Here is a 24,724-nt window from a genome sequence, read left to right as displayed (position 1 = left end):
AGGGCCTTTGTGTCACGCCGTCACCGCGGGCGCTGGTCCGGCTTGTCCACGACCGCCCGGTTCAGGAGCGCGGTGGTGCCGGTGACCTGCCCGGCCCTGTGACCGTCGGCGTCCTCGAGCGCGACGCTGCGCTCGCCCAGGTACTCGCCCGTCTTCTCGTCGAAGATCAACTCCTCGCGCAGGGTGGAGCGGCCGGAGTCGGCCCGCGCCACGGCGACCCCGTGCCGCCCGGCGGCGTCCACGGCGTCGGGCACGACCACCACACCGGGGATCTTCGCCGCCGCGCGGTAGAACGCGGCGCTCACCTTCGGCGGCATCAGCGACTCGCGGATGAGATCGCCGACGAGCACGAACGCGTCCTGGTCCAGCGACCGCTCGCGTCGAAGAGCTCCCCGAACGCTGCGGGGTCCCCGTCTCTGACGCGGGCTCGAAGATTCTTCTCCACGACGGGGAACTGTCCGAACGACGAGGGCCGGTTCCCGTGACCCGGGTCACAAGCTCTTGACCTGGGTCACAGGAACCGGCCCTGCGGGCGGCGGCGGTTCAGACTCCGGCGTAGGAGTGCTTGCCGCTGATGAAGATGTTCACGCCGTAGTAGTTGAAGAGGTAGCAGCCGAACGCGATCAGCGCGAGGTAGGCGGCCTTGCGGCCCTTCCAGCCGCCGGTGGCGCGGGCGTGCAGGTAGCTGGCGTAGGCGACCCAGGTGATGAAGGACCAGACCTCCTTGGGGTCCCAGCCCCAGTAGCGGCCCCAGGCGGCCTCGGCCCAGATCGCGCCCGCGATGATCGTGAAGGTCCACAGCGGGAAGACCGTGGCGTTGATGCGGTACGCGAACTTGTCGAGGCTGCCGGCCGCGGGCAGCCGCTCCAGGACGGAGGCGAAGCGGCCGGGCTCCTCGCCCTTGGCCAGCTTCTCCTCGTGCCGGTCGCGGAAGAGGTAGAGCAGCGTGGCGACGGCGCCGAGGTAGAGGCAGGCGCCGGAGATGATCGCGCAGCTGACGTGGATCCACAGCCAGTACGAGTGGAGGGCGGGAACCAACTGGGCGCTGGCGGTGTACAAGACAGAGACAGCGAGACCGAGGTCGAGGAGGACCGTGGTGACCAGGGGGAGCCCGATCCAGCGCACGTTCTTCTTCAGCGCGAGAAGGGTGAGATACGCGCCGACCGCGACCATGGCGAAGGTCGTGGAGAACTCGTACATGTTGCCCCAGGGGGCGCGCTGTACGGACAGGGCGCGGGTGAGCACGGCGCCGACGTGCATCAGGAAGGCGAGCACGGTGAGGCCGACGGCGATCCGGCCGTACACATCGCCCTGTTCGGTACCGCCCGCGGCGCCCGGCCCGTCGGGGACGTCACGGGTGCCCGCGGCGGAGCGGGTGACGATCTTGGGGCGTTCGAGCACGGCGGTGCCGCCGCCCTGGGCGACCCGCACGGTGACCTTGGACGAGGCTGTGGGAGCCGAGTCGGCGGTGATGGCGGCGGCGGTGCGGCCGACGGCGCTGCGGCTGCCGAACACCCACTCGGCGATATGGGCGAGGAAGGCGAGGGTGTAGACCGCCATGGCCGAGTAGATCAGCACATTGCTGAAATGGGCCAGGCTCTCGTTGGTTTCGGCAGCGAGGTTCACGCGCGCGCTCCTTCGGAAGGATCAGCGGTTTGTGCGGTGTCGATATCCGGATTCGGCTCCGGCTCCGGCGCGGGCGGGGCCTCGGACTGCAGGGCCACGGCGAGGTCGGCGAGTTCTTCGGGAAGCTTGGCGGACTCGCTGCGGCCGAGCCCCGCCATCTCGACGACGGTGACGCCGTCGTCTCCGGTCACCGCGCGGACCCACACCCGGCGGCGCTGGATGAACAGGGAGGCGGCGAGGCCGATCAGGGCGGCGACGGCGCCCACCAGCGCGTAGCCAGTGCCCGGCTGGTGGGAGATCTGGAAGGTGGCCCAGGTCTTGATGCCCTCGAACTTCAGGGTCCCGGCCCCGTTCGGCAGCTTCATGGTGTCGCCCACCTTGAGCACGTCCGCGAAGGCCGACCCGTCGGACTTCTTGAACTGCTTCATCCGCGAGGTGTCGAGCTGGTAGACGTTCTGCGGGACACCGCCGTCGACGCCCAGGCTGCCGTGGTAGACGGTCAGGATCAGCGCCGGATTGTCCAGCGCCGGGAACTGGGAAAACATCGTGCCCGTGCTCAGGTCGAGGGTCGGCACGAACTGGCCCTGGAAGCCGATCTGATCCTTCTTGTTGTTCTTGTCGCGGTAGTCCGGGACCTTGATCACCACGTTCTCGGTGAGGTTGACCGCGTCGATCGGCAGCGAGGCCACCGCACCGCGGAACGCGACCTTGCCCTGCCCGTCGCGGACCGTGACGACCGGGGCGTAGCCGTGGCCGAGCAGATAGACCTTGGAGCCCGCGACCTCCAGGGGCTCATTGACCTTGATCGAGGTCTTGTGCTCCTTGCCGTCCGCACCCTCCCAGTAGGTGACATCGGCGCGGAAGGTGCGGGGGGTGCGCTTCTGGGGGCCACTGCGCTCGTAGGTCGCCGTGAAGCGGTCCAGGTGGAAGCCGAAGGGAGCGAGGTCGTTCTTGTCGAAGAGGGTGCCGGACTTGAAGTCGTCGTACTGCGTCAGGTTGTTGGTGAAGCCGTCGCCCTCGACGATCAGCTTGCCGCCCTCGGCCTTGTACAGCTGCCCGACGGCGAAGGCCACCAGCATCACGATCAGCGCGATGTGGAACAGGAGGTTGCCCGCCTCGCGCAGATAGCCCTTCTCGGAGGCCACCGCGTCACCGACCGTATGGGTCCGGAAGCGGCGCCGCTTCATGATCCGCTGGGCGGCCTCCAGCACCCGCTCGGACTCGGCCTCGGTCCGCCAGGTGGTGTACGCGGGCAGCCGGGTCAGCCGTCGCGGGGCGCCCGGCGGGCGGCCGCGCAGCTGGCCGATGAACTGCCAGGTGCGCGGGACGATACAGCCGATCAGCGAGACGAACAGGAGGATGTAGATCGCCGAGAACCACACCGAGCTGTAGACGTGGAACAGCCCCAGCTTCTCGTAGATCGGCGCGAGGGTTTCGTGCCGCTGCTTGAAGTTCTCCACCTTGACCGGGTCGATGCCCGTCTGCGGGACCAGCGAGCCGGGGATCGCGCCGAGCGACAGCAGGAAGAGCAGCAGCAGCGCCACCCGCATCGAGGTCAGCTGCCGCCAGAACCACCGGGCCCAGCCGATCGGCCCCATCGAGGGGACGCTGATCTCCTCGGCGGGGGCCGTGGACAGCTGCGCCCCCGCCGCGCCGAGCTCGCCCTCGTCGGCGGGCCCGGCGGCGTTGTCCTTGGCGTCGCTGCCGGTGGCGGTGTCGGTATCGGTGGTGGACATCGATCAGATCCCAACGTTGAAGCGCAGGGCCCAGGCCTGCATATCGCCCATCATGCTGTCCCAGACACCTGTGAGGAGCAGCACCCCGAGGGTGACGAGCATGCCGCCGCCGATCCGCATCACCCAGACGTAGTGCCGCTTGACCCAGCCGAACGCGCCGAGCATGCGCCGGTAGGCGATGGCCACGGCGATGAACGGCAGCCCGAGACCGAGGCAGTACGCGACCATCAGCAGGGCCCCGCGCCCGGCGCTCGCCTCGTTCAGCGCCAGGGCGTTGACCGCGGTGAGGGTGGGGCCCAGGCACGGGGTCCAGCCCACGCCGAACAGGGCGCCCAGCAGCGGCGCGCCCACCAGCCCCATCCCGGGCTTCATGTGGAAGCGGAACTCCCGCTGCCCGAAGCCCTTGAGCATCCCCATGAAGGCGAGGCCCATGACGATCGTGATGACGCCGAGCACCTTGGAGAGGGTTTCCTTGTGCTCCTGCAGCGTCCAGCCGAAGTTGCCGAAGAGCGCGCCGGCGGAGACGAAGACGGCGGTGAAGCCGAGCACGAACAGCGAGGCGCCGGCCAGCATCCGGCCGCGCTTGGCCTGGCCCAGATCCGTACCGGTGACGCCTGTGACATACGACATATAGCCGGGCACCAGCGGGAGGACACAGGGAGAGAAGAAGGAGACCAGGCCGCCGAAGACGGCGACCGGCAGCGCCACCAGCAGCGCCCCGGTCAGGACGGTCTCGTTCGCGCCGGGGACGGCGGCGGCCAGGATGCTCACGGCGTCACTTCTCCTCGATCAGCGGCTTGAGCATCGTGCGCAGGCTCTCCTCGCTGAGCGGGGTGAGCGCGCGCGCCGCGATCCGGCCTTCCCGGTCCAGGACGATGGTCGTGGGGATGGCCTGCGGATTGAGGCTGCCCTTGGGGAAGCGCAGCATGAGCTTGCCGATCGGGTCGTACAGGCTCGGGTAGTCGACCTTGAATTCCTTCTCGAACTGGATCGCGTTGGCGGGGTCCGGGTCACGGGTGTTGATTCCCACGAACCGCACCCCGTCCGCCTCGGTGTCCTTCGCGACCTTGACGAGGTTGGGCGCCTCGGCCCGGCAGGGCGTGCACCACGAGCCCCAGACATTGACCACGACGATCTTGCCCTTGTAGTCGGCGAGATCGAGCTTGCCGCCTTCGAGGGTCTTGCCCGACAGCTCGGGGGCGTGCTTGCGGTCGCCCTTGGGGACGGTGTCCACGCCGCCCTTGCCCTGGATGAACTTGGTGTCGCTGGAGCCGCCCGAGGTGCCGCCCGCTCCACAGGCGGACAGGGTCAGCGCGGCAACCGCGGCTCCAGTGGCCAGCACGGTTGCGCGACGGCGGATCGCGAGGCGCCGAGGGGCGCGGCGGGCACTCATGTGAAAAGTTTCGCATGCGCCTTTCCCGGATCTTCGGCACCCCCCTCGACACCCTCTCGGGCTCAGGCGGCGGCGCTCCACTGCTGGCCCACGCCGAACGTCTGCAGATGCGCGAGGACCTTGGGGTCCTGGGCGTCCATCCAGTCCGTGAGCTGCCGGAAGGACACCACCCGGACATCCTTCCGCTTTTCGTCGGCGATGTGCTTGAGCGCCTCCTCGACGGCATCCATGTAAATGCCGCCGTTCCACTTCTCGAAGTGATTACCGATGAAGAAAGGGGCGCGGTTCGTCTCGTAGGCCCGCTGGAATCCGGCTATGTACGCCTGGGCCGCCTGCCGGCGCCAGCCCGGGTAGTTGGCCGGCGGGGCATTCGTCGAATTCCGGGACTGGTTGGCCAGGATGTTGTAGTCCATCGACAGGACCTCGAAGGAATGCCCGGGGAAGGGTATTTGCTGCAGCGGGAAGTCCCAGATGCCCTGCTTCTTCGTCGGCCACACCTGACGCCCGCCCGGCGAGCTCGCGTCATAGCGCCAGCCGAGCTCCCGGGCGGTCGGCAGCAGGTTGTTCTGGCCGAGCAGGCACGGGGTGCGGGCGCCGACGAGTTCCTTGCTGTAGTCGAAGGGCAGCGGTTCGAGGTCCTTGAAGCCGGTGTTCGTCCGCCACTTTGTGACAAACGACACAGCCTGGTCGATCTCGGACCGCCACTGGGCGGGCGTCCAGTTGGCGACCGAGCCGGTCCCCGCGCAGAAGTGGCCGTTGAAGTGGGTGCCTATCTCATGGCCCTCCAGCCACGCCTCGCGCACGTTCTCCAGGGTCATCCGGACGTGGTCATCGGTGAGATAGCCGATGTCGGAGGCGCCGACCGGGTTGTTCGGCGGCCGGTACAGCCGCTTCTTCGACTCCGGCAGGCAGTAGAGACCGGAGAGGAAGAAGGTCATGGCCGCGCCGTGGTCCTTGGCGAGCTTGCGGAACCGCGGGAAGAGGCCGTTGCCGACCTCCCCCGCCCCGTCCCAGGAGAAGACCACGAACTGCGGCGGCTTCTGGCCCGGCTCCAGCCGCTCGGGCGCCGACGGCTGGTTCGGCTGCTTCCCCGTGTGGGCCGTCGAGCCGTCGCCGATCGGCCGGAGCGTCGGCCTCGCCTGCGTCGTCCTGCCCGGCCCGGGCGTGAATCCGGAATCCGACGACTTGGAGCAGCCGGCGGCGGCCAGCGACGCCACCGCCCCCGCTCCCAGACCGAGAATCCCCCTCCGGCTGATCTCCCGCATCGCGTCCTCAATTCACTCTCGCCGTAACCGGCGGCCGGCGTCCGCCAGGTCTCGCGGACGCCCGTTGAGATGACGGAGCGAATACTGAGGTTCCGAATCAGCGTCACCGAATTGAATGGTCGACGCGCTGTTTCCGTTCCATTACACGCCGGTACGCGCCGGTTATGCGCCGGTTATGCGCCGACCCCCTTGGAGGCTCCCTTCACGGGCCGCGCGCCCGCGAGCAGATGCGCCGGGACCAGATCGCGGGCCGGCTCGCTGTAGCCGACCGAGACGATCTTGTCGCCGCGGTAGGTGAAAGTGGTGAGGCTGGCCAGGGTGCACTGCCGCTTGCGCGGGTCGTGCCACAGCCGCCGCCGCTCCACGAAGCTGCGCACGATCCAGATCGGCAGCTGATGGCTGACGCAGACCGCCTCGTGCCCGCGCGCGGCGTCCCGCGCCACACCGATGGCCGCCATCATCCGCACGACCTGGTCGATGTAGGGCTCGCCCCAGGAGGGGCGAAAGGGGTTGGTCAGGTACTTCCAGTTGGCCGGTCTGCGCAGCGCTCCGTCGCCCACGCCGAACGTCTTCCCCTGGAAGACGTTCGCCGCCTCGATCAGCCGCCGGTCGCTGTGCACATCCAGACCGTGGGCCTTGGCGATCGGCGCCGCCGTCTCCTGCGCCCGCTCCAGCGGCGAGGCCACGACATGGGTGATGTCGCGCTCGGCCAGGTGCTCGGCGACCCGGTCGGCCATCCGGCGGCCGAGGTCCGAGAGGTGGTACCCGGGCAGCCGCCCGTACAGCACACCCGTGGGGTTCTCCACCTCTCCGTGCCGCATCACATGCACGACGGTGATGTCGTTGTCGCTCTTCGTCATAGGGGTCATGAGCCCATCATTCAGTCGCCTCGGCGGCGGCCCGCGCCGCCCCCGGCAAAGCCTCCGCCACCCGCTCCAGCGCCCGGTCGTCGTGCGTCGTGGACAGGAACCACGACTCGAAGGCGGACGGCGGGAGGTAGACGCCCTGGGACAGCATCGAGTGGAAGAAGGCCGTGAACCGGTACGCCTGCTGCGCCTTGGCCTTCTCGTAGTCGGTGACCTGGTCCCCGGTGAAGAACACCGAGAACATGTTTCCGGCGGCCTGCACCCGGTGCTCGACCCCCTCCTTGGCCAGCGCCTCGCTCACCAGCGCCCGCAGCCGCGCCGACGCCGCGTCCACCGCCGCGTACGCCGCCTCGTCCAGCAGCCGCAGCTGCGCCAGGCCCGCCGCGGTCGCGACCGGGTTCCCGGACAGGGTGCCCGCCTGGTAGACGGGGCCGGCCGGGGCGAGCCGCGCCATGACGTCGGCGCGCCCGCCGAACGCCGCAGCCGGGAAGCCGCCGCCCATGACCTTGCCGAAGGTCATCAGATCGGGCTCCACGCCGTCGATCCCGTACCACCCGGCCTTCGAGACCCGGAAGCCGGTCATGACCTCGTCCGAGATGTACAGCGCGCCGTGCTCGGCGCACAGCTCCTTCAGCCCCGCGTTGAACCCCGGCAGCGGCGGGACCACGCCCATGTTGCCCGGCGATGCCTCGGTGATCACACACGCGACGTCGTCCGGGTGCGCCGCGAAGGCCGCCCGCACCGCGTCCAGATCGTTGTACGGCAGGACCACGGTCTCCCCGGCCTGCGCGCCCGTCACCCCGGGGGTGTCCGGCAGCCCGAAGGTGGCCACCCCGGACCCCGCCGCGGCGAGCAGCGCGTCCACATGCCCGTGGTAGCAGCCCGCGAACTTGATCACCTTCGCCCGCCCGGTGAACCCGCGCGCCAGCCGGATCGCCGACATCGTCGCCTCGGTCCCCGAGGAGACCAGGCGCACCTGGTCCACGGGCCCGATCCGCGCCACGATCTCCTCGGCGAGCGCGACCTCCCCCTCCCCCGGCGTCCCGAACGAGGTCCCCCGGGCCACGGCCGCCTGAACGGCCGCCGTCACCTCGGGGTGCGCATGGCCGAGGATCATCGGACCCCATGAGCACACGAGGTCGACGTACTCCCGTCCGTCGGCATCGGTGAGGTACGGACCGGTACCGGACACCATGAACCGGGGCGTACCCCCCACGGCGCGGAACGCCCGCACCGGAGAATTCACGCCGCCGGGCGTCACGACGGCCGCGCGGTCGAAAAGCGTCTGCGAAACTGGTGCTGCGTACGGATAGCTCACGCATGCCATGTTGTCAGAGGCTGACTAAGAACTGCCGCCGGGCGTTTCACGCGACTGGCGCGGGGGAGGTCTCTGACACGATGATCGGGTTGCGCGGCAGGTGCCGCGAGTGGTCGGGTGGAGATATGCATCGCGGTGGCGAACTGGGTGAAGGGACCGACGATCGAGGTCCCGAGCGCGCCCGCCCTGGACGCCATAGGCGCCGCGGGGACGCAAGCGGCGCACGCAGGAGCGGGAGCGGCCGTATGGGGGTGACGTACAAGTACTTCGGCGCGCCCGATGGCGCCACCGCCGCCCGGGTCCCCATCTCCATGCGCCCCGAGGAGCTCGGCGGCGACGAGCTCGGCCATGGCATGTTCACCAAGATCAAGCCGGAGACGGTGGCCGCGATGGTCCTCACCGGCATCGAGGGCGTCCCCCTCCACAAGGTGCCCCCGCTCGAACTCGTCGTCCTCCACCCCGACTACGCCGTGGTCAAGCTCCCCATGACCGCCGTCGACCCGCTCCGCGGCGTCGGCGAGGAAGCGGTCGGCGCCGCCGCCTTCATCTGGTCCACCGTCCCCGACCGCGGCGGCCCCCGCGACGCCTTCACGGTCTACCGGCTGCTGCACGAGTGGCAGGACTTCTCCCACCGGCTGCACGAGGCGGGACACCAGCCGTACTGCCTGGTCTGGCCCTGACCTGGGGTTCCTTGCGGTTTAGGCGGGGCCTTCGGGTCCCGCGCTCGTCATGGCTCGCTGGATGTACGGTCCCCATCGCCTGGGTCGACCGCAGGGGTGCCCGGGGCGGTGCCCCTTGTTGAGTGATCCCGAGAGCCGGGATCGGTGCCATCGCGCAGTTCGTGCCGGACCTGCCGCCACGCGCGGATGATGTGTGGCAGCTTTGAGAGCACCTCGCTGATCTGCGCCAGCAGTAGCGTGACGCAGCCGAACGCGGCGAGGATGACGAGGGTCACTTCGTCCCACTTCACCGGGTGGCCTCTACCTTCTGCTGGGCCGCCCCGCAGCGCTCGGGCAACCGCACAGGGGTGCGGGCCAGTATTTTGCCAGTGCTTCTGGGCATGTCGACACCTCGCGCCACCCCGGCCGGCACTTCAGGTCACATACCTGGTGAGCCGCTGATGTGAGTGTGCGGAGTTGGGTGGAATCACGCCCATATGCGGCTTCCTCGGGTGCCGGGGCCCGCGGGAAAACGCCGCCCACCGACTCTCCGCGAGCCGGATGCATTGAAGGTATGCCCTGGTACGAGGGGGTTCCCGACCCCAGGCCCGTCGGCGAACGGGCGGGCTCGGGTGGCGCGCTAGCCGAGCAGGGCCTGGCGGGAGATCCAGTCGAGGGCGTCTGCTCCCAGCCGGTCGGGCGCTTCGAGCAACGCGGCTTCCACCGCCGCGAGGTCTGTCAGCGCCTCGGGGGCGCCCGACCTGTCCAGCACGGCGAGACGCTCCATTGCCGAGGCGACATCGCCGGGCCAGCCCGGCATACCGAAGTGGGTAGGAACCTTGAACGCGGCCGAAGTGGCTCTGTGCAGCAGCCCCGCGCGCCAGCCCTGTTCACGCATCACTTCCGCGGTGAACCAGACCCGGTCGTCGATGTGCTGGACAAGCTCCGCCACGGATTCGGACACCATCCGCAGCGCGAAGCGCGAACCGCCGGCCCACGGAAGGTTCACGTCCGAGGCGACGGCCACGAAGGCGAGCAGCGCCTCGGGCCCGTCGTCCCGCGCGGCCACCAGCGCGGCGCGGGCCCTGTGGTACAGATCGACGCTCTGCGCGAAGATCTCACCGTCGCTCGGCCCGTCGTCGGCCGCGTGGATCGCCTCCAGCGGCCCCTCACGCCAGGCGTCGGCCACCAGCCCGACCGCCGCCGCGCTCACCAGGGCATCCGTGTCGTCGGCGTCGATGCCGAAATGCGCCAGGACAACGGGCGCCTGCTCCTCGATGCCCGTGAGCAGCGCGTGCTTCTCCTCGGCCTCGGTCCTTCCCAAGAGAGCCGCGAACCGAGGCGGCAGGGGTTCGGGCTCCGGCTGCTCCACGGTGATTCCGTGATTCGCCAGATCCTCGAAGACGGCGTCCGGTCCGCAGTCGATGTGTGAGGAGTCATGGCGTCCCGAGCAGCCTTCCAGGCATTCGAGCTCCTCGCACATCTCCGGTTCCTCGGGCTGCGCCTCGTTGATGAGGTGATAAGCGAGCCGCTCCGCCACCGCCTCCCGCGCTGTGATCATCGCCAGGTCGAGCCGGAACGCCTCGTCCTTCAGCTCTGGGTCCTCGCGCTCCGCAGAGGTGGGTGGCTCCGGCGCCTCCGGGACCCAGGCGTACGCCGACTCCAGCGAGACCAGCAGCCAGGCGGCCCGCAGCGGCTCGGTGTCACCGTCCCGGGCCAGCCCGGCCACGGCCTCCGCGGCCTGCCGCGCACTGTCGAGCCGGGCGAGATGCCGCTCACGCACCGGCAGCCAGGCCGCGGACTCCGTCCGGGCCCGCTCGGCGTCCTGGGTCAGCGCGGCGTCACGGGCCCGCCGCGCCCGGGCAACCAAACGGGTCAGACAGGGATGGCAGCCGAACAGTCCCGACTCGGGAGTCGGCCCGAGCGGTACGGGCGGCCGATCCTCAAAGGGCTTGTCGCAGAGGCAGCAATCCAGCGCCCCTACCTGGCGGGAGGTGGGGACAGTCGGCAGTGCGGACCGGATCATGGCATAGGCGTATTTAGGGATGTGCACGGGGCAACTCCTTGGGAAACGGCGCCGGTTCGCTCACGGCGCTGTCTCCATGCTCGGGGCCTTCTCGGAGTGCTTGTCATCGTTTGACGCCCGGGACGGGGAAGTTGGCGAAATCTGGCATGTGGCACTTTGCCTGCGACTTCTACGCTCTTGGCACTATCTGACGGCCTTCCGGGCCGCCACCTGAAAGGCCGAAGGGATCTGTCGTTTCGTGACCACCGACACCGTTTCTCTTCCGAACGAAGCCCACCAGGAGCTGGTACGCGCCCTGGAAGAGCTCCACCGGGCGGCGGGCCGCCCCGGCATGCGAAAGGTGAGCGCCCTGATCGCTGAAGGCGACCACCCGGCGGTCGTCAGCCATGAGGGCGTCCGTACGACCCTCAAGGGCCTGAACGTCCCGCGCTGGGAGACCGTGCAGTCGATCGTGGCAGTGCTCGCCGCCGCCTGCGTCGATCCGCCCCGGGACCCGACGGCCGAGGTGGCGCGGTTCCTGCCCCTGTGGCGCGCAGTGCGGGAGGGAGAACCGGGTGGCATGAAGTCGGCCCGGGAACTGGCGCTGTCACAGGGTTGGGGCACAGATGACGGGCAGTGGACCGCTGAGGCGGTCGTCGGCATGATGATCAACCCGTTCAATGCCATTGAGATCGCCCCCTCGCTCGCGGTGCCGCACGAGCCTGTGTTCTCAGAGGACGAATGGGTTCAGGTCGGTGTCCGTCTCATCGAGGAGAACGGTGCCGAGTTTGCTCTGCGTGCTCTCCTGCGAACCCTGAAGGGCGACTACCTGGGCGCCGAGGAGGGCAGCCCCTTCGGCTACCGCTATCCGGACCAGGAAGCTGTCGAAATGCATACGGCCTTCCGCTACGGCTGCGACCGGATACTCCAGCGCCTGGCGGTCGAGCCGAACCTCCTTCAGCGGTCGATCAGCGCCATGCACGCCGACGAGACCATGGACCGTGAGGACCGCATCGAGATGCTGCGCGCCGAATCGGACGTGTCCTTGATGCGGGAGGTCATGACCGCGACCCCGGAGACCTGGCATGAACTCTCCGAGGAGGCCCACCATCAGATCTTCGGCTATCTCATCAAGGAGATCGGCCCAGTGGGCAGATTCGGGCTTCCGCCGGAGCAGCGGTTCCGCATCACCTGGCGCATCCCCGAGCCGCCGGCGGCGTAGCTTCGCCGCCGGTCACCGGCCCAGGGCTCGCCATTCGGGGGCGAGGACCGCCCATATCTGCTTGTCGTAGCGCGCGCCCTCGTACGGCCATGCCTCGCGCCGCACGCCCTCCAGCGTCATGCCGAGCCGCTTGGCCACCGCTGAGCTCCGGTCGTTGTCGGCCCGGCAGTGCCACTCGGCCCGGTGCAGCCCGCGGGATGTGAACGCCCAGTCCACCAGCGCGGCGCACGCCTGCGTGACCAGACCGTGACCCTCGGCGGACGGCTCCAGCCAGCACCCGATCTCGCACACCCCGAAAGCGGCGTCGAAATCGGTGAACATCACGCCGCCGGCCAGCGCTCCGTCCCGCCAGATGCCGTACAGGCGGGCGCCGTCACCGGCCTGGCGTTCGGCGTACCGCTTGAGCGTGGACCGCGCCCCGTCCACATCGGCGGTGACGAACGTGGGCCCGACCCAGGGGCGAATGTGCTCGCGGGCCCGATCCATATGGTCGGCGAACTCCTCGGCATGCCAGACCTCCAGCGGACCAAGGCGAGCCCCGTCGCCCAGCGGCAGCGAGAACATGAGTGGCCTCCTCATTCACATAACACGCGTTATGGCAATGTAGCGTGGCGGCATGCCACGCACCAAGGGAGATCACGAGGCCCGCCGGCGCGACGTCTCCGAAGCCGTCTGGAAGGTGATGGCCATACGCGGCTTCGCCGGCCTGACCCTGCGCGCCGTCGCCGCCGAACTCGGCGCGACCACCGGCCTGCTCACGCACTACTTCCCCACCAAACACGCCCTGGTGGAGTACGCGCTCGACCTCCTCGAACAGCGCACCGCCTCCCGCCCCCGCCGCCGGGCGGGCAAGGGCCTGGCCGCCCTCAGGGACGCGCTGCTCGACATCCTGCCGCTGACCCCCGCGGCCACCGACTCCAACCGGATCTGGGTCTCCTCCTGGGACACCGCGCTCTCCGACCCCGCCCTGAGCACCGAATACGCCCGCAAGTACGCCCAAGGCCGCGACAGGCTGACCGAGCGGGTGGCCGCGGCCCAGGAGCTCGGCGAACTGCCCCCCGGCGACCCCGCGCGCATCGCGGCCGGCGCCGAGTCCTTCGTCCTCGGCATGGTGGTCCAGGCCCTGTTCGACCCGGCGGCGTTCCCGCCACAGCGGCAGGTCGAGCTCCTGGACGACTATCTGGCCCTGCTGGCCCCGCCCACACCGGAGCCGACGGGAAGGCCGGCCGGCAGGAGGAACACCCCGTCAGGATGAGGCCGGGGGCGGGACGTCGACGTCCGCCTCGGCGTGGGCGACGAAGTCGTCGGCGAGGCGGTAAAAGAGCCCGGCGAGCTGTCCCAGGTCTTCGGCGGACCAATGCGCAAGGGCCACCGCCATGCCGCAGCGGCCGGCTTCCCGGATGCGCTCGACGGCGGCCAGGCCGGCGTCGGTGAGCTAAACGCGCTGGGCACGGCGGTCGTCCGGATCCGGAACGCGGATCACATAGCCGGCCTTCTCCAACTGCCCCAGCTGCCGGGTGACATGGGAGGCCTCCACGGACAGCCGGGCGGCGCGTCTCGCTGATGCAGACCCTGGTGATCCCGATCGTCCCCGAGCTGCCGAACTACCTGGACGCCTCGCCGGCGGACCGCCGCCGAGGAGGCGGCGCCCGAGTCGGCCGAGTCGGCCGAGGCCTTGGGGACGGCCTCGTAACGCCCGGCGTCCGGGCGCGGCCGGTCAGCCGGTCGCGTCCGGGTGCGGGGTCCGCTTCGACCAGCGGGCGGTCACCACGTCCATCGCCGCGACGGCGCGGGCGGCCGCCGTGCGGTCGGTGCGGACCGCGTTGGCGAATTCGATGTGCAGGAAGGTGCTGTCCTGGGCCGCGGCGGCGCGGCCCTGTTCGTTGGTGCGGCCCTCCAGGGGGCAGGAGCGGACCCAGGCGCGGCAGACCTCGAAGTCCCGGGAGCGGAGGGCGTTCGCGAGGACGCGGGCGTCGGCGCGGCTCTCGCGGGTGGCGCGGCCGGTCGAGGCGATGACGTCGTAGTCGGGGGCCGAGTCGTCGGCGAAGCCGTGGATCTGGATGCCGGGGAGTCCGCGTTCGGCCAGTTCGGCGCAGACCGCGGAGAAGACGGTGCGGCGACGGTGGGCCACATCGGCCGCGTCCCCGACGCCCGCGTCGCGGTGGGCGCCCGCGAGCACGAGCACGCCGCCGGGGCTGCCGCGCAGGACGCCGACGCCCAGCTGTTCGGTACGGGCGTCCGCCACCGGGTGCGGGATCTGGACGGACCAGCGCACGGGGGCCGACAGGTCGACGTAGACGCGCCCCCAGCCGCGCGGCGCGGGGCCGGTGTCGGTGCGGTCGGCGATCTCGGCGTAGCGCCGGCCGGTGGCGCTGTCGGTGATCGTACGGAGGTCGAAGTCCAGGGCGTCGAGGCGGGCCGCGGCCTGGTCGCGGTGGCCGTCCAGGAGGAGCGCGACGGCGCGGGCGACGCCCTGGCGGTCGGAGCGCCCGGGCGGCAGATAGCCGGTGTCCGCGCCGAACCGGGCGGTGTAGTCGGTGATCCGGCGCTCCAGGTCGGTGCCGCCCTTGGGGGCGGCGGTTCCGCCCGCGCCGCCGCGCAGGGCGAGGGCCGTCGTCAGCAGGGCGGCCACGGCGGTGAGCGCCACGACGCCGAGGACGAGGGGGCTCTTCCGCGCGGCAATGGAGGTCTTCCGCGCGGCGGAAGCGGCCTTCCGGGCGGCGCGGGTGGTCTTCCGGGGGCGGTCGGCTCTCATGGTGGAGTCGGCTCTCATGATGAATCGGACGATAGCGGGGCAACGGGTTCCGGCCATCGATCAGCAGTGCGAGGGGTCAAGCGATCTGACTCACATTTTCATCTCCTCACGCAACCTTTAACCTGACTGATTGATCCAAACCCCACGGGTCGCGTATTTTCGCGCGGCCGCGCGCCTGCGGGGCTCGCGCATCGGCGCGCCCCCGAGCGGCGCGAACACCCCCCAAGCAATTCAAGAGAGGAGCCCCCGTGGCCGCTTCGGCGCCGAAGCGGCGGCGAAAGATCCGCCGACGGGCTGATATGTCACTGATAGGCGGCATTCGTCCGCCCATAGCCGTACTCTCGGCCCTGCTCCTCTCCCTGGCGGGAATCACCGCCCTCACCTTCGGCAAGACCGAGAACGTCCTCGTGCCCAAGGCCGTGCTGACCTCACAGCAGCACTTCGCCGAGGACGGAGCCGTCGCACTGCGCGCCTCGCTCGACGAGTCGGTCACCGACCTCAACCGCACCGCGATCCTCTTCAGCGAGGGCCAACCCGCCTCCGCCGACGCCGTCCTCGACAAAACGGGCAGCGTCTACCAGAAGTGGAGCGGCACCGCGGTCATCGAGATCAAGTCGGGCAAGCTGCTCGCCGCCCGGGGCGAGACCGTGCCGCTCACCGTGATCGACCGCACCAAGCTCTCCGGCAAGGACGGCCTGGCGCCCCGCCTGGTCCGGCTGAAGAACGGCCAGACCCGGCTGATCGCCCTCGCCCTGCTGTCCTGGGAGGGCCGGCCCCAGCAGCTCCTGATCGCCTCCAGCAATCTGAAGGTGCCCGGGATGCGGCTGAGCGAGGGCCGCGCCATCGGCGTCGTGGACTCGACCGGCACGATCCTCAGCAGCGACGGGGCCCTCGACAGCGAGCGGGCGCAGCGCGAGCTGAAGACGTTCGCCACCACCGCCGCCGGCAAGGCCCGGCAGAACCCCATCAGCGCCAAGGAGCCCGGCGCCGGCGGCTACGCGGGCGTCAGCGGCAGCTTCACCGGCGACGCCACGGGCGACCGGCGGACCGTCGCCGGCTACGCCACGCTCGCCGCCGCCGAGCCGGGCAAGTCCACGGTGGCCAGCGGCCTCGGGCTGAGCATCGTCACCCAGGTCGGCGTCACCGAGCGCGCCTCCCAACTGGCCCGCCCCGCCTTCGGCCTGGCCGCCGCGGGCGCGCTGCTGGTCATCGGCGGCCTGGCCATCGCGGTGCTGCTCGGCACCGTCCAGCGCCCCCTGATCCGGCTGTTCCTGGAGAGCCGCCGGCTCACCCGCGGCGACCTGGCCCGCCCGGTGACCGTGCCCCGGTTCGGCGAGGCCGCCCGCATCGGCCGGGCCCTGGAGCGGCTGCGGCAGCAGCTGCGCGGGGAGTCCCCCGAGGGTACGGACGGCGCGGACGGCGCGCGCGGCCTCCGGCGCCTGGGCACCCGCGCCCTGGTCGCCGTCTCCGCCGTACTGCTGCTGACCTGGTCGGTCCCGCTGACCCTGCTGCTCAACCGCCCCAGCTCCTCCGTACACATCCCGGCCCAGGTGGTCAGCGACCAGAAGGCGCGCACCGAGACGATCAGCGACCGGGTGCGCCGGGCGCTCAACGAGGGCCACGCCGACCTGTCCGCCGTCGCCGCCCTGATCGGAAACCGCACCTCGGCCGACGACATGACGGCCGTCCTCACGCGCACCATCGAGGAACATCCGCGCTACGAGTCCGTCTACGTCCTCAGCGGCGACGGCGAGGTGCTGGCCCGGGCCGGGCACAAGCCGCACCACTCGTCCGGCGAGCGCCCCTCCGACCAGCCGCTGAAGCTGTCCGGACACGGCGGCAAGAAGCCCGTCATCCGCGCCACGGCCCCCCTCCAGGGGAAGGCGGGCGCCGCGGTCGTCGGCGAGTTCGACATCGACTTCGTCAACGCGCTGCTGCGCCGCGAGGGCCTCGGCCAGGTCCGGGTGGTCGACGCCGAGGGCCGGGTCATCGCCGGGAACTCCGGCTACCTGGCCTTCCAGAAGATGCCCGGACACCTGTCCCCGCTGGTCGACGGCAAGCAGCCGCACGCCAAGGTCCAGCGCGGCGACGACGTGCGGATCGCCGCCGCGTCCCCGATGACGGGCGGCGGCGTGGCGAAGGTCCTCGACTGGAGCGTCGTCAGCTGGCAGCCCGCCTCCCGGCTCGACATCCCCGCCTACACCCTGCAGAACCGCACCGTGCTGGTCGGAATGCTCGGCCTCACCGCGGCGGCGGCCTGCCTGGGCTGGCTGCACATCGTGGTCGTCCGCCCGCTGCGCGCGCTCGCCGACCAGGCCGAGGCGCTCGCGGGCGGCGACCGGCGTACCGTCCTCTTCCCGCGCCACCACGACGAGGTCGGCGCCGTCGTCCGCAGCCTGGAGCTCATCCGGCAGCAGCTGCAGGAGCAGCAGCGTGGCGGGCGTGACGGCAGTCGGTCCCTCGCCGGAAGGAACTGAAAAACCGTGCTCTTCCTTTACACCGTGCTCATGGTGTGCAGCGCGATACTGCTGGTCGCCGGGGTCGTGGAGCAGCGGCGGCACTTCGCCAACCTGGACAACATCCCCACCCGGGTGCTGGTCAACGGCATCCGCGGCAAGTCGTCCATCACCCGGCTGTGCGCGGGCGCGCTGCGCGGCGGCGACCTGGTCACCGTCGCCAAGACCACCGGTACGGCCGCCCGGTTCATCCACCCCGACGCCACCGAGGAGCCGGTCTACCGCAAGTTCGGCATCGCCAACGTCGTCGAGCAGATCGGCATCGTGCGGCGCGCCGCCGCGTACCGCCCGGACGCGCTGGTCATCGAGTGCATGGCCGTCATGCCGGCGCTGCAGGAGATCAACCAGTCCAAGCTGATCCGCTCCACGATCGGCGTGCTGTGCAACGTCCGCGAGGACCACCTCGCCGAGATGGGCCCCACCCTGGACGATGTGGCGCGCTCGCTGTGCCGGTCCATGCCGGAGGACGGGATCTGCGTCACCGCCGAGAAGGAGCGCCTGCACATCCTCCAGGAGGAGGCCGACGCCCGGAACTGCCGTCTGATCTACGCGGACCCGGAGACGGTCAGCGATGAGGAGCTGCGCGGCTTCAGCTGGTTCACCTTCAAGGAGAACGTGGCGATCGCGCTCGCCGTCGCCGAACTCCTCGGCGTGGAGCGCAAGGTGGCCCTGCAGGGCATGTACGACGCGCCGCCGGACCCCGGTGTGCTGTCCGTCGAGCGCTACCGCACCCACGAGGGCAAGCGGCTGCGCTTCGCCAACGTCTTCGCGGCCAACGACCCCGAGTCGACGCTGATGAACATCAACCAGCTGCTCGACCTCGGCGCGATCCACCGCCCGCTCAACGTGGTGATCAACTGCCGCCCCGACCGCGTCGAACGCAACGGCCAGATGGGCGAGATCATCCCCGACCTCGACCCCGAGCACGTCTTTGTGATCGGCCACCCGGCCAAGTCCGCCATCGACGCCATCCCCGCCTCGTACCGCTCACGCGCCGTCGATCTCGGCGGCGACCGGCGCGACCCGGAGGAGTTCATGGCGCAGATGCTGGGCATGCTCGGGCCCAACTCCTCGCTGGTCGCCATCGGCAACATCCACGGCCAGGGCGAAGTGCTCCTCGAGCACCTTGCCGAGCTCCCCGCCGACGACTCCCCCGACGAGCCCGGCGGCGGCGACAGCGTCGGCGCCCCCGAGCCCGCCGCCCCGGCCGGCGCCGGGGGCACCCGGCCGGCCGCCGCCCCCGTCGCAGCGACCACGTCGGCCCTGCCCGCCCTGCCCGCCCCGCCCGAACACGTCGACACGATGCAGCTGTACGCGCCCCGCATCGACCCCTACCAGCGGTACCCGGAGGCGTACGAGGCCCGGTACGCGCAGCGGCAGCCCGCGGCGCAGGACGGCCAGGCCCGCCCGCGCGGCTACTTCGAGCCCCGGGTGCCGCCCCAGCCCCTCAAAGCAGACCCGCCCCTCATGGCAGACCCGCCCGCCGCGGCGGACCAGGCCCGCGCGGCAGACCGGACCCGCACACACGCGGCGGACCAGCCAGCCGCAGCAGCCCAGCCCCCCGCCGAAGACCAGCAGTGGCACAGCTCAGGAGAGCCGCGTTGATCCCCTCCGTCCTCACCCCAGAGATCGCCGCGCTCGGTATCGCGCTCGGGCTCATGTTCTCGCTCGTCTGCTATCTGACGACCAACCTCTCACCCGGCGGCATGATCACCCCGGGCTGGCTCGCGCTCACCCTCGTCGAGGACCTCCAGCGCGCCGCGATGGTCGTCGGCGTCACCGTCCTCACCTATGTGTGCGTGCTGCTGCTGCAGCGCTTCGTGATCCTGTACGGCAAGCGGCTGTTCGCGGCCGTCGTGCTCACCGGCGTACTGCTGCAGGCCACCGTGATGATCGCGCTGACCATCGAGTTCCCGCTGATGTACAGCAACCAGACGCTCGGATTCATCGTCCCCGGCCTGATCGCCTACCAGCTGGTGCGCCAGCCCAAGGGCCCCACGCTGCTGGCCACCGGCTCGGTGACACTCGGGGCGTACGTCGTCCTCACCGCCGGGATCCTGCTCGGCGTCATGCCGTCCTCCTGACCCCACCACCGGAGCCGACCATGTCTGCCAAGAAGACCTCGAAGAAACGCGGCGTGCTGCACGCCGTGACCGTGCTCGCGCTACTGGGCACCAGCGCCTATCTGACCGTGGAGCTGCGGAAGGAGGAGGACGCCAAGGCCCCGGCGGTGCAGAAGGTCACGGACGATCCGCAGCTGGAGTCCAGCGCCCAGGACACCGGGACCCGGACCTGGGAGCGGCTGAAGAACCCGGAGCGCACCGTGCTGCGCGGCTCCAAGGGCCAGGTGCTCGCCACCTTCACGGACGGCGCCCGCACCGCCACCCTCAAGGGCCCCAGCCGCACCTTCGCCGAGCCCGCCAACACCACCTCCCGCGTGGTGACCGAGGACTGGGTGCGGCTGATGCCCGAGCCCTGGCGCCAGGGGGCGGAGAAGGAGCAGTGGTTCAAGGACTGGTTCAAGCAGTACTACGGCAGCGAGGAGGACGACATCTTCGCGATCGCCTTCCAGTACAGCCAGGGCGCGCCGGTCAAGAAGGACGACGAGGGCACCCCGTACGCGGGGGACGCCGTCTTCGGGCCGTTCAAGTCGGACGGTGTGGACCGCCTCGAACAGAACGACTTCTACGACTACCTGGGCATCCCGTACACCTTCCGTGACGGCACCACCATGCAGCCGCGGCAGGAGCGCTACCGCGCGCTGGACTGCTCCGGCTTCATGCGCATGGTGTGGGGCTACCGCGCCCGCTACCCGCTGCGGGCCACGAACACCCTCGGGGACGGGTTGCCGCGCACCGCCGACGGCATGGCCCGCTCGACGGTGGGCGCGGACATCATCAAGCTGCAGGGCCCCTCGCCCTGGTACAAGCGCCCGGCCAACATCGACGTACTGCAACCCGGCGATCTGCTCTTCTTCAAGATGGACCACCGCACGGGCAACCACATGGACCACGTCGCGCTGTACCTCGGCGTGGACACCGACGGCCACCGGGTCTTCATCTCCAGCCGCAAGGAGGTCAACGGCCCCACCATGGGCGACAAGGGCGGCGCCTCGCGCATCGACGGCAACGGGTTCTACGCCCAGCTGTTCCGCAGCGCGAAGCGGCTCTAGCGTGCCTGTGCCCTCAAGCGCCATTGCCCTCAAGCGCTCTTGCCCTCAAGCGTCGGGGGCGGGTTCTGACGGCTGTGCGGAGGGGCCCTCTCCGGGACTGGTGGGACCGGTGGGGCCGGTGGGACCGGTGGGGCCGACGGAGGCGGTGCTGCCGCTGAGGGGCAGCGTCATCGCCACATGCCCCCAGTCGTCCCGCATGGTGACCTGCGCGCTGTACGTGGTGCCTGGCTCGGCCGAGGCGGGAGGGCGGAAGACGACCTCCAGGACACAGGGGCCGGAGGCGGACCTCGGAGGGCCGGGTTTCTGCGTGGCGGGGCAGGAGGTCGCGCGGACGCTCCAGGCGCTGGAGTCGCTGACGGCGAGCGTCTTCGCGTCGTCGCACTCCCAGTAGCTGCCCCAGGTGACGCTCTTGCTGTCCTGCTGCCCCGCCGCCACCGGTCCGAACGGATCGACGCCCAGCTCGACGGGCGGGCACTGGCCGGGCCCGTAGGTGGGCTGCCCGGTGGTGGGCTCGGAGGCGGTGGCCGTGACGGGGGTGGTGGTGACCGTCGGGACGGCGGTCGTCGCGGTCGTGGGGCCGGTGGTCGGGACGGCGCTCGACGTGGGTGCGGTGGTCGGGGCCAGGGTGCGGGTCGGGTCGAGGGAGGTCACGGGGATGGTGGGATCGGCGCGGGGGCTTTCGCCGCCCGTGCTCGCGACCGCCACGAAGACGCCGCCCGCCACCAGCAGGGCCGCCGCCGTCCCGATGGCCACCGGGTTCCCCGCGAACGAGCTCAGCGCCGACTTCCCGGCCACGGCCGAGCCATGGCCCGCGGCATGGCTCGCCGCCTGGGCCGCGGCATGGCCCGAGGCCGGGCCGCCGAGGTGGCCGGCCGCCGCGCCGGCGCCGAAGGACAGGCCGGCCACGACCCCGGCCGCCAGGCCGAGCGCCCGTCTGCGCGCCTCCTCCTCATGGGTGAAGTACGCCAGGTCGGCGGCGGCCCCCAGCGCGCGGGCCGCGCCCGCGCCGAGGTCCAGAACCTGCCGCCAGGCGCCCCAGCGCAGCGAACGGGCCAGGGCGGGAGCCGTGAAGCGGGCGAGGTCACGGACGGCCTCATGGCCCCCCGCGAGCGCGGCCGCCCCCAGGACGCCGCAGATCACGGCGGACTCGGCGACCAGGTCATGACGGGTGGCCCCGCGCGCCCAGCCCACCAGCGCGGCGGCCAGCGCGGCAGGGTCCTGCGCCGGCCCGGTGCGCTCGGCGACCAGACGGGCGAGCCGGCCCGCGGCACGTAAGCCGCCGCCCTCCGACGAGGCCAGACGCAGCGCCTCCAGCTCCGCGGCGGCGCCCCGGTCCACCTCGACGGCACCGGCGGCTCCGGCTGCACCGGTGGCTCCGGCGGGGTGGGCTGCTCCGGCGGGGTGGGCTGGTCCGGCGGTGATCGCGGCCAGGAGCGCCGGGGACAGCGGCAGCGGCTCGACGGCGCACAGAATGCGCAGCAGCCTGCCCGCCCCATCACTGAGCCCACCCGCCACCCCGACCGCCAGCGCCACCTCGTCCACGGCGAGCGCGGCAAGACCGGCGGGAGCGGCGGGAGGGGACCCGGCGGCGCCGTCAGCTGCGGGACCAGAAGGCCCAGCGGGACCGGCTGGCCCACCAGGCCCGGCAGGTCCGAGCGGCGCCGCGGCCCCCGCGGACGCGGCGGCCTGGAGCAGCGTCCGGGGGTGGCCGCGCACGGTGGCGATCAGCCGGCCCGCCGCCGCTCGCTCATCACCCCACAGCGGGCGGCCCAGCTCCTCGGCGAGCAGCGCGAGCGCGGGCTCCTCCAGCAGCCCGTCCAGGCGCAGGACACGCCCCTCGTTCCACTCCTGGCGCTCGGCGGTGACCACCAGGACGTCGCACCCGGGCGCGGCCTCCACCAGCTCCGCCAGGTCTTCTGCCGAGCCTTGGAAGTCGTCGACCGCGACCAGGGCGTGGACCGACGCCATCAGCTGCCGCGTCACCGCCGGCGCCGGCCTGTAGTCGGGCGCCTCGTAGCACGCCTGGAAGAGCTCCTGCACGAGGTCGTCGACCGGCACCCCGGCCGCCGGGAGATACACCACGTCCTGACCGCGGGCCGCGGCGTCGGCCGCGAACCGGCGAAGCAGTACGGACTTGCCGACGCCGGGCGGGCCGTAGATCTGCACCGGATGGCCCTGCGACAGCCACCGCCGCAGCGCCGCCAGCTCCCCCTCACGGCCCAGCAGCGCGGGCGCGCGGTGCGGGAGCGCGCGCCCCGCGGGGCGGGCGCGGCGGCGGGCCAAGGGCGGCGGCTCGCTCCGTACGGTCACCGAGGAACCGCGCTCGGCGTTGATCACGACGTTGCGATCGCCGACGACGACCTGCCCCTCGACATCGCCGTGTACGTGGATTCCGCCCCCACCGGCCATCGGGCTGCCCCTCCCCCTAGCGCCAACCCAAATTCGAGTTATAGCAGGAGAATTGGCCTGTTAGCCAGCAATTTTTCTCATTGATCGATGATGACCGTTGTATGGGGCGCCCTCTCCACAAGAGCACGGAATTTTCGGCACAGACGTCGTGGACCCCGTAAAGGAAACCGACCCGTACCCTTCCCCCATGCTCGTCGCACGCTCCGTTGCTCTGTTCTGCCTGGCCGCCCTCCTGGAGATCGGAGGCGCCTGGCTGGCTTGGCAAGGGGTGCGCGAGCACAGGGGATGGGCGTGGGCCGGCGCCGGAATCATCGCGCTGGGCGCCTACGGGTTCGTGGCCACGCTCCAGCCGGACGCGGAGTTCGGCCGCATCCTCGCGGCGTACGGAGGCGTCTTCGTCGCCGGATCGCTCGCCTGGGGCATGGTCGCCGACGGTTTCCGCCCCGACCGCTTCGATGTGGCGGGAGCGCTGATCTGCCTGGTCGGCGTGGCTGTGATCATGTATTCGCCGCGTGGTCGGTGACGGCTCAGACGGTCTCCTCGGTCACACTGAGGACGCAGCCGGTCTCCGCGTCGATCAGGACCTCGAAGACCTCGTTGCCGCGCTTGACGTCGACGTCCCAGACCTGCTTCTTGGGCTCCTCGGGCCGCGACTCCTTGTGCTCGCGGTCCTTGTCACCCCAGCTCTTGTGGTCGCGGTCCTTGTTCTCCTGGTCCTTGTGCTGCCGGTCCTTGTGCTCCCGGTCCTTGTTGTTGTCGCGGGTCCGCTGCTGCGGCTCCTTGCGGTGGTTGTCCTTGCGGAAGTCGTCCTTGCGCTTGTGGTCCTCGCGCTTGTGGTCCTCGCGCTTGTGCTCCTGCTCCTCGTTCTTCTGAGCCTCGTCCTCCTCCTCGCACTCGTCTTCCAGCTCGGCGCTGATGGCCTCGCCACCGACCTCGCACTCGGCGATCTCGACGGCCTCGTCGAGCGTCACGCTGCTCGTGCGGGCCTTCTGCTCGTCCTCGTCGCGGCCCTCCTCCTCGTCACCGTTCTCGTCCTCGTGGCGGGCCTCGTCCTGGTGGCGGTTCTGGTCCTCGTGACGCGCCTCCTGGCGGGGCTCGGCGGCGGCCTCGGACTCGGCGGCGCCGTACGGCTGCGCGAGACCGGCGGTGTACTTGGCGATGGCGGCGTACGCCGGGCCGGCGCCGGGCACCGAGCGGTAGTCGTTGCCCTGGCCCTCGTCGCCCGCGTCGGCGCCCTCGGCGGCGTACCCCTCGTCCGCCTCCTGCTCGGTGGAGGGCTGCGCGAGGCTCCGCGCCTGGCCGCCACCGTACTTCCCGCCGTGCTCGTGCTCACGGCCGTTCTCGTGCTCGCCCTTGTTCTCGTGCTCGCCCTTGTTCTCATGCTCACGGCCGTTGTCGTGGCCGTACTGGTGGTGACCGTTGTTCTTGTGCTCGCGGTCCTTGTCGTGGTTCCCGTGCTGCCCCTCGTTCTCCTCCTGCTGGCAGTTGCTGCTCGACCCGGAGTGGGGGTTGGGGGTGGCACTGCCGGCCGCCCAGGCGGCCGCGGGCGAACCGGTCACGAGTGCCGCGGCGGCGACGGCGCCGGCCGATACGACACCCCAGCGTCGGAGAGCGCGACGGGGCAGCTGGGTAAATCTGTTGTGCTGGGTCATGGGCTGTATTCACTCCTTGGCGCAGGGAGGCTCCGGCCCGGCGGCGCCGGACGCAGTGCACCCTTCCCCGGGCCCCTGCCGCCTTAGCGGATTTCGATCTCCAGTCCCCCGATTGGCGGCCAATCTGTCC

At 71.0% G+C, this 24,724-nt stretch carries 22 protein-coding genes and 1 pseudogene; 8 read left to right on the top strand and 15 right to left on the bottom strand.

Annotation, left to right across the window (positions count from 1 at the left end; genetic code table 11):
- Positions 1–20 precede the first annotated feature (20 nt).
- The 8 genes from ACFZDL_RS22950 to hemL form a co-directional block, all read right to left on the bottom strand.
- A complete protein-coding gene (locus ACFZDL_RS22950; RefSeq protein ID WP_353592209.1) occupies positions 21–350 on the bottom strand; it encodes a CU044_5270 family protein in 330 nt (109 codons plus the stop codon).
- A 193-nt stretch (positions 351–543) separates the two neighbouring features.
- A complete protein-coding gene (ccsB, locus tag ACFZDL_RS22945) occupies positions 544–1,626 on the bottom strand; it encodes a c-type cytochrome biogenesis protein CcsB (RefSeq protein WP_353592208.1) in 1,083 nt (360 codons plus the stop codon).
- Positions 1,623–3,362 carry a cytochrome c biogenesis protein ResB gene (locus tag ACFZDL_RS22940; RefSeq protein WP_353592207.1) on the bottom strand — a complete coding sequence of 580 codons (1,740 nt, stop codon included), beginning with the start codon at positions 3,360–3,362 and terminating at the stop codon, positions 1,623–1,625. The genes ccsB and ACFZDL_RS22940 overlap by 4 nt, the downstream gene beginning before the upstream one ends.
- Positions 3,363–3,365: 3 nt before the next feature.
- Positions 3,366–4,133 (bottom strand): cytochrome c biogenesis protein CcdA, encoded by a 768-nt coding sequence (locus ACFZDL_RS22935; RefSeq protein WP_353592206.1) that lies wholly within the window; start codon positions 4,131–4,133, stop codon positions 3,366–3,368.
- A gap of 4 nt (positions 4,134–4,137) precedes the next feature.
- Entirely contained in the window at positions 4,138–4,755 is a 618-nt protein-coding gene (locus ACFZDL_RS22930) for a TlpA disulfide reductase family protein (RefSeq protein ID WP_353592205.1), read from the bottom strand.
- A 62-nt stretch (positions 4,756–4,817) separates the two neighbouring features.
- Positions 4,818–6,020 carry a hypothetical protein gene (locus ACFZDL_RS22925; RefSeq protein WP_353592204.1) on the bottom strand — a complete coding sequence of 401 codons (1,203 nt, stop codon included), beginning with the start codon at positions 6,018–6,020 and terminating at the stop codon, positions 4,818–4,820.
- Positions 6,021–6,193: 173 nt separating this feature from the next.
- Positions 6,194–6,880 (bottom strand): histidine phosphatase family protein, encoded by a 687-nt coding sequence (locus tag ACFZDL_RS22920; RefSeq protein WP_353592422.1) that lies wholly within the window; start codon positions 6,878–6,880, stop codon positions 6,194–6,196.
- Positions 6,881–6,896: 16 nt separating this feature from the next.
- Positions 6,897–8,213, bottom strand: a complete 1,317-nt coding sequence (gene hemL / locus ACFZDL_RS22915; RefSeq protein ID WP_353592203.1) for a glutamate-1-semialdehyde 2,1-aminomutase — start codon at positions 8,211–8,213, stop codon at positions 6,897–6,899.
- A gap of 116 nt (positions 8,214–8,329) precedes the next feature.
- On the opposite strand from hemL, the gene ACFZDL_RS22910 reads away from it, so the two are divergent.
- Positions 8,330–8,884, top strand: a complete 555-nt coding sequence (locus ACFZDL_RS22910) for a hypothetical protein (RefSeq protein WP_353592202.1) — start codon at positions 8,330–8,332, stop codon at positions 8,882–8,884.
- A gap of 47 nt (positions 8,885–8,931) precedes the next feature.
- Here the strand turns inward: ACFZDL_RS22910 and ACFZDL_RS22905 are convergent, their stop codons facing one another.
- The gene (locus ACFZDL_RS22905; protein WP_353592201.1) at positions 8,932–9,174 is read right to left on the bottom strand and encodes a hypothetical protein; all 243 of its coding nucleotides are present in this window, start codon (positions 9,172–9,174) and stop codon (positions 8,932–8,934) included.
- A gap of 329 nt (positions 9,175–9,503) precedes the next feature.
- Entirely contained in the window at positions 9,504–10,916 is a 1,413-nt protein-coding gene (locus ACFZDL_RS22900; protein WP_353592200.1) for a hypothetical protein, read from the bottom strand.
- Between the two features lie 211 nt (positions 10,917–11,127).
- Between ACFZDL_RS22900 and ACFZDL_RS22895 the strand changes: the two genes are divergently transcribed.
- Positions 11,128–12,090, top strand: coding sequence for a hypothetical protein (locus ACFZDL_RS22895; protein ID WP_353592199.1), 963 nt, complete (start codon positions 11,128–11,130; stop codon positions 12,088–12,090).
- A 12-nt stretch (positions 12,091–12,102) separates the two neighbouring features.
- Here ACFZDL_RS22895 and ACFZDL_RS22890 read toward each other — a convergent pair whose 3' ends face one another.
- Positions 12,103–12,654 (bottom strand): GNAT family protein, encoded by a 552-nt coding sequence (locus ACFZDL_RS22890; protein ID WP_353592198.1) that lies wholly within the window; start codon positions 12,652–12,654, stop codon positions 12,103–12,105.
- 52 nt (positions 12,655–12,706) lie between these two features.
- Here ACFZDL_RS22890 and ACFZDL_RS22885 point away from each other — a divergent pair, with 52 nt between their 5' ends.
- Positions 12,707–13,345, top strand: a complete 639-nt coding sequence (locus ACFZDL_RS22885; RefSeq protein ID WP_353592197.1) for a TetR/AcrR family transcriptional regulator — start codon at positions 12,707–12,709, stop codon at positions 13,343–13,345.
- Here the strand turns inward: ACFZDL_RS22885 and ACFZDL_RS22880 are convergent.
- Both ACFZDL_RS22880 and ACFZDL_RS22875 read right to left on the bottom strand, forming a co-directional pair.
- Positions 13,337–13,642: pseudogene (locus tag ACFZDL_RS22880) on the bottom strand (MarR family winged helix-turn-helix transcriptional regulator); the annotation flags it as partial. The gene ACFZDL_RS22885 and the pseudogene ACFZDL_RS22880 sit on opposite strands and share 9 nt — an antisense overlap.
- Positions 13,643–13,807: 165 nt before the next feature.
- Positions 13,808–14,863, bottom strand: a complete 1,056-nt coding sequence (locus tag ACFZDL_RS22875; RefSeq protein WP_353592196.1) for a hypothetical protein — start codon at positions 14,861–14,863, stop codon at positions 13,808–13,810.
- 281 nt (positions 14,864–15,144) lie between these two features.
- Between ACFZDL_RS22875 and ACFZDL_RS22870 the strand changes: the two genes are divergently transcribed.
- The 4 genes from ACFZDL_RS22870 to ACFZDL_RS22855 are packed head-to-tail and all read left to right on the top strand — an operon-like array spanning position 15,145 to position 20,533.
- Positions 15,145–17,322 (top strand): HAMP domain-containing protein, encoded by a 2,178-nt coding sequence (locus ACFZDL_RS22870; RefSeq protein ID WP_353592195.1) that lies wholly within the window; start codon positions 15,145–15,147, stop codon positions 17,320–17,322.
- A 6-nt stretch (positions 17,323–17,328) separates the two neighbouring features.
- Complete coding sequence (gene pgsB / locus ACFZDL_RS22865) at positions 17,329–18,966, top strand: poly-gamma-glutamate synthase PgsB (protein ID WP_353592194.1); 1,638 nt, start codon at positions 17,329–17,331, stop codon at positions 18,964–18,966.
- Positions 18,963–19,445 (top strand): poly-gamma-glutamate biosynthesis protein PgsC/CapC, encoded by a 483-nt coding sequence (locus tag ACFZDL_RS22860; RefSeq protein WP_353592193.1) that lies wholly within the window; start codon positions 18,963–18,965, stop codon positions 19,443–19,445. Before pgsB ends, ACFZDL_RS22860 begins: the two co-directional genes overlap by 4 nt.
- 20 nt (positions 19,446–19,465) lie before the next feature.
- The gene (locus tag ACFZDL_RS22855; RefSeq protein ID WP_353592192.1) at positions 19,466–20,533 is read left to right on the top strand and encodes an NlpC/P60 family protein; all 1,068 of its coding nucleotides are present in this window, start codon (positions 19,466–19,468) and stop codon (positions 20,531–20,533) included.
- A gap of 45 nt (positions 20,534–20,578) precedes the next feature.
- Here ACFZDL_RS22855 and ACFZDL_RS22850 read toward each other — a convergent pair whose 3' ends face one another.
- Entirely contained in the window at positions 20,579–22,942 is a 2,364-nt protein-coding gene (locus ACFZDL_RS22850; protein WP_353592191.1) for a hypothetical protein, read from the bottom strand.
- A 187-nt stretch (positions 22,943–23,129) separates the two neighbouring features.
- Between ACFZDL_RS22850 and ACFZDL_RS22845 the strand changes: the two genes are divergently transcribed.
- The gene (locus ACFZDL_RS22845; protein WP_353592190.1) at positions 23,130–23,465 is read left to right on the top strand and encodes a YnfA family protein; all 336 of its coding nucleotides are present in this window, start codon (positions 23,130–23,132) and stop codon (positions 23,463–23,465) included.
- Between the two features lie 4 nt (positions 23,466–23,469).
- Here the strand turns inward: ACFZDL_RS22845 and ACFZDL_RS22840 are convergent, their stop codons facing one another.
- On the bottom strand, positions 23,470–24,594 hold the full coding sequence (locus ACFZDL_RS22840) for a PepSY domain-containing protein (protein WP_353592189.1): 1,125 nt from the start codon (positions 24,592–24,594) through the stop codon (positions 23,470–23,472).
- Positions 24,595–24,724: the final 130 nt, after the last annotated feature.

It is taken from the genome of Streptomyces sp. NPDC007917, from assembly GCF_042959105.1.
In the GTDB taxonomy this organism is placed as follows: domain Bacteria; phylum Actinomycetota; class Actinomycetes; order Streptomycetales; family Streptomycetaceae; genus Streptomyces.
Note: the sequence above shows the minus strand (reverse complement) of the source record. Positions and strands in the feature narration are given on the sequence as shown.

What these genes read in the sequence shown, in the direction of transcription:
- ACFZDL_RS22940 (WP_353592207.1), bottom strand. Translation starts at nt 3,362, where the DNA reads ATGTCCACCACCGATACCGACACCGCCACCGGCAGCGACGCCAAGGAC.
- ACFZDL_RS22930 (WP_353592205.1), bottom strand. Translation starts at nt 4,755, where the DNA reads ATGAGTGCCCGCCGCGCCCCTCGGCGCCTCGCGATCCGCCGTCGCGCA.
- ACFZDL_RS22925 (WP_353592204.1), bottom strand. Translation starts at nt 6,020, where the DNA reads ATGCGGGAGATCAGCCGGAGGGGGATTCTCGGTCTGGGAGCGGGGGCG.
- ACFZDL_RS22920 (WP_353592422.1), bottom strand. Translation starts at nt 6,880, where the DNA reads ATGACGAAGAGCGACAACGACATCACCGTCGTGCATGTGATGCGGCAC.
- hemL (WP_353592203.1), bottom strand. Translation starts at nt 8,213, where the DNA reads ATGGCATGCGTGAGCTATCCGTACGCAGCACCAGTTTCGCAGACGCTT.
- ACFZDL_RS22910 (WP_353592202.1), top strand. Translation starts at nt 8,330, where the DNA reads ATGCATCGCGGTGGCGAACTGGGTGAAGGGACCGACGATCGAGGTCCC.
- ACFZDL_RS22890 (WP_353592198.1), bottom strand. Translation starts at nt 12,654, where the DNA reads ATGTTCTCGCTGCCGCTGGGCGACGGGGCTCGCCTTGGTCCGCTGGAG.
- ACFZDL_RS22885 (WP_353592197.1), top strand. Translation starts at nt 12,707, where the DNA reads ATGCCACGCACCAAGGGAGATCACGAGGCCCGCCGGCGCGACGTCTCC.
- ACFZDL_RS22875 (WP_353592196.1), bottom strand. Translation starts at nt 14,863, where the DNA reads ATGAGAGCCGACTCCACCATGAGAGCCGACCGCCCCCGGAAGACCACC.
- ACFZDL_RS22870 (WP_353592195.1), top strand. Translation starts at nt 15,145, where the DNA reads ATGTCACTGATAGGCGGCATTCGTCCGCCCATAGCCGTACTCTCGGCC.
- ACFZDL_RS22855 (WP_353592192.1), top strand. Translation starts at nt 19,466, where the DNA reads ATGTCTGCCAAGAAGACCTCGAAGAAACGCGGCGTGCTGCACGCCGTG.
- ACFZDL_RS22850 (WP_353592191.1), bottom strand. Translation starts at nt 22,942, where the DNA reads ATGGCCGGTGGGGGCGGAATCCACGTACACGGCGATGTCGAGGGGCAG.
- ACFZDL_RS22845 (WP_353592190.1), top strand. Translation starts at nt 23,130, where the DNA reads ATGCTCGTCGCACGCTCCGTTGCTCTGTTCTGCCTGGCCGCCCTCCTG.
- ACFZDL_RS22840 (WP_353592189.1), bottom strand. Translation starts at nt 24,594, where the DNA reads ATGACCCAGCACAACAGATTTACCCAGCTGCCCCGTCGCGCTCTCCGA.